Origin of the sequence: Bradyrhizobium sp. AUGA SZCCT0182 (assembly GCF_018130185.1) — a bacterium.
Classification (GTDB): domain Bacteria; phylum Pseudomonadota; class Alphaproteobacteria; order Rhizobiales; family Xanthobacteraceae; genus Bradyrhizobium.
Window position 1 is genome coordinate 1 of sequence record NZ_JAFCLY010000097.1, and the last position, 3009, is coordinate 3009.

3 protein-coding genes and 1 pseudogene are annotated in these 3009 nt (G+C 58.5%); 2 read left to right on the forward strand and 2 right to left on the reverse strand.

All coding sequences use genetic code 11. The features are described from left to right. Positions 1-1088 precede the first annotated feature (1088 nt). Both JQ611_RS41340 and JQ611_RS41345 read left to right on the forward strand, forming a co-directional pair. Positions 1089-1424 (forward strand): hypothetical protein, encoded by a 336-nt coding sequence (locus JQ611_RS41340; RefSeq protein WP_212263493.1) that lies wholly within the window; start codon positions 1089-1091, stop codon positions 1422-1424. Between the two features lie 533 nt (positions 1425-1957). Further along, positions 1958-2242, forward strand: coding sequence for a hypothetical protein (locus JQ611_RS41345; protein WP_212468834.1), 285 nt, complete (start codon positions 1958-1960; stop codon positions 2240-2242). Between the two features lie 35 nt (positions 2243-2277). Here the strand turns inward: JQ611_RS41345 and JQ611_RS41350 are convergent, their stop codons facing one another. Continuing rightward, complete coding sequence (locus JQ611_RS41350; protein ID WP_212468835.1) at positions 2278-2667, reverse strand: hypothetical protein; 390 nt, start codon at positions 2665-2667, stop codon at positions 2278-2280. Between the two features lie 87 nt (positions 2668-2754). Then, a pseudogene (locus JQ611_RS41355) lies at positions 2755-3009 on the reverse strand (hypothetical protein); the annotation flags it as partial.

The window sequence follows — 3009 nt, forward strand, 5'->3', positions numbered from 1 at the left end:
CAGAGGGCGCAGGGAATGCCGGATGCGCGCTGCACCCGCGGTCTCGTGTGCGATTGTGCATAAGAATGCTGCACACGAGCATACAGGGCAGCGGAGAACATCCGACATTCCCTGCGCAATGGCTTTACGGCTTATAACGCGCTCTCCCCGGTGAGACGGCCTCTATTGCCACCGTCGCCCCTCGAAAGCGTTAGCTCCCGAAAGACTTGACGCCGTTACGGGCGCCAGGACCACACGCTTTCGCCGTACGCCTTTGCCGCGACCGTCAATCGCAACATCAGCGTCCACCGCGACCCGCCCCTCGTTGTGACGATGGCCAACGCCCCTCTGAGTGGGACGGGATGGGTGAAGATATGCCGGTGATTTGGGTCGAAGGAAAGCAGAATATTTTTGATTTTCGGAAATTTTGCGCTTGACATGATTTCCGCAAATCGGAAGTGATGACTTGGATAAGGTTTACCGCCGAATTGTAGCTAAGTGATTGCTAGACCCTTGGATCGGGCGCGACTGTTGATGACCAGCATAACCCGCCTCTTTTGCCGGAAGGGAACGGCGGATTACGCCCTCGCTCAATCCGCGCTCAGCACTATGCCTGATGATAATTTGCGCCGCATACTGCGCGGACGCTCTTCGATCATAGCGACGGCGCCACTGACCGAACGAAGGTCATGGCCCGTCGCGTATCGGAGTACTCCGGAAGAGTGACTGCAGCTCGCTGACGAGCCGGGCTATGATGCCCATAAGTAGGATCGCGACTTAGGATGGAAGACAAAGTTTACTTCGCGCTGGTCGGCGTAGCCGGGCTGATCGGATCGTTTGTCACTGCAGCCTTCATGCCGTTGAGTGGGCGATAGGCAGTATCTCACCGCCTCTTCTCTCACTTATCTGCCTGACGGGCCCGGCCGAATGCGGTGCAGGTCTCTGCAGGGTCTTGGCTATAGATGCCACGGAGAAGTGCGGCGGTTGGCAAGAGCGGATGTACCTCTTGCCAATGCCTGGGCCCCGGAGCGATCCGGGGCCCTTTCGCCGTCCTGAAGCAATCACTCTGCGCTGTTGTGACTACGGGTATCGTTGCGTGGAGTTGCTTGATGAGTAAGACCATTTGGACGCTATCGATCGTTCCAAACGAGCACAATCGAGAAGTCTACCTGGTGGTCGATGACTTTGGCTCCCTCGGTCGAGCATGGCGGGGGAGTGGTGTCGGCGATACCGGCCTCGAAACGGTCGTGCGCGATCTGTTGGAGGGGCAATACTGCAACCCCGTCCGCGTTGCCGGTTTTAATGTCGCTGAGGGATGGTGCAGAGACGTTTCAGCAGAGGTCGCCCACGAGTTGCAGAAACGTTGCTCAGATCAGATGCGAGAACTGCCGAGCTTCCTGCAGGAGTTCGTCCACCGGCATGCCGGGAAAGCGACGGCCAGGTAGCGCCTGACTGGCAGTGCGTTGCCGACCAAACGAGTCCTAATCTTCCCACGTGCGCTGGCCGCACCGGCATTCGAACATGTGGACGATGCAGCCGGTGCGAGGATTCACTATCGTTCGAATCAGGGCCAACCGCTTCCCGCATGTGCTGCAGATTTTGTTGGTGTGGCTTTCCAAAACAGCCACCTCCTCACCGCGGATTAATTCCATAACCGCCTCCATGCCGAGTTCTGTTTTGAGGGGTCAGACCCTAAGTCAGGTCCCCGACATAGTACGAGCGGGCGCGAGCTATTCCAAATGAAATTCGCTGCTGCGACCCGTCCAAAAGGGTCAGCCTGCAAGACCTACCACTCCGCGCTATTCGACTGAACGCAGGGTCGCGCGAAGAGACGGAAACCAGCACAGCTTCATCTGGATCGGGAAAACGCAGCAACTGACCGCAATGAATTGTCGGCTAGCGGGCAGACAACGAAACCAGAAACGATTTCAATCGGTCCCCGCAGGCTGTGCAATCGCTCGATTGAACAGGTGGAAGGATGGCTCACCAAATCAACAGATTGGTTGTCGGCACTCGTTTCAAGGTGAATCAACTCGGATCAGTCCGGTGCCCGGCGCTGGCCGGCAAGACCGGGACCGTTACCGGAATTAGCTATCGCAACACGGGCGTTGCCGTGCTGTTCGATGGCACCAAGAGACCAACTTACCTGCACAGGGATTTTATCAGCTCCGTCCCCGATCATTCGTTGACGACAAACGAGGCGGGTTACGCCAACGCTAACCCGCCCCACGAGCTCAAGCGCAGCGATCGCCTGCATGCATAGCAAACCATCTCGTGGAAGCAAGACAGTGCCGCCGGTTACTGCGAGCGCGGAATCTCGATTGCGATGTGCGGGTCACCGCGCATATCGGCAATTGCTTTGGTCACCTCCGATCCAAACCGGAATATTTGAGCGGAGTAATACGTCCACAGCAGGATCACAATCAGGGCGCCCGCTGCGCCATTGCCCGAACTCGTCGCCAAGATACCAGCCGTTTGATCTTCCCACACCTCCGACATAGTTTTGATCTCGAACGCCTCGCCGTCGCGCGGTACGAGAATGGCCGACGGCGCAAGGATTAATCGGAGCCAGATCTCGCGTATCCGCGCCGTTCTGCCTCGGAGGTAAAATGGCATTTCGGACAGGTAAATTGAATCATCGGCCGAGACGACCAGGACGGCTTCACGATGTTCAAGGCCATCGGCCACGCGTTGCATTGTGGACAGGCGATCAATACGGCTTCGGGGGTGAGGTCGGGGGTTCTCATCCGATCCACCTCACCCCACCTCACCAGTTCACGCGGCTTCGCGTCGATAGGCTACTCCAGACCCGCGAGCGCCCATCCAATGCGGCATCGGCGCCCCGTCACGGTGGCGGCCGCCGATACCGGCCGATGCCCATGCGATGACAGCACCCAGCAACAGGGCCGCGGCGACGGAGAACGCGAGGATCACCGAACTCCGGCGAGATTTCGCTATCGCGGCCCGAGAATTTGCGATCACGCCATCGACCCGTTTTTCGGCTTCCGGCCCGGCAAGGCCGGTATTCGC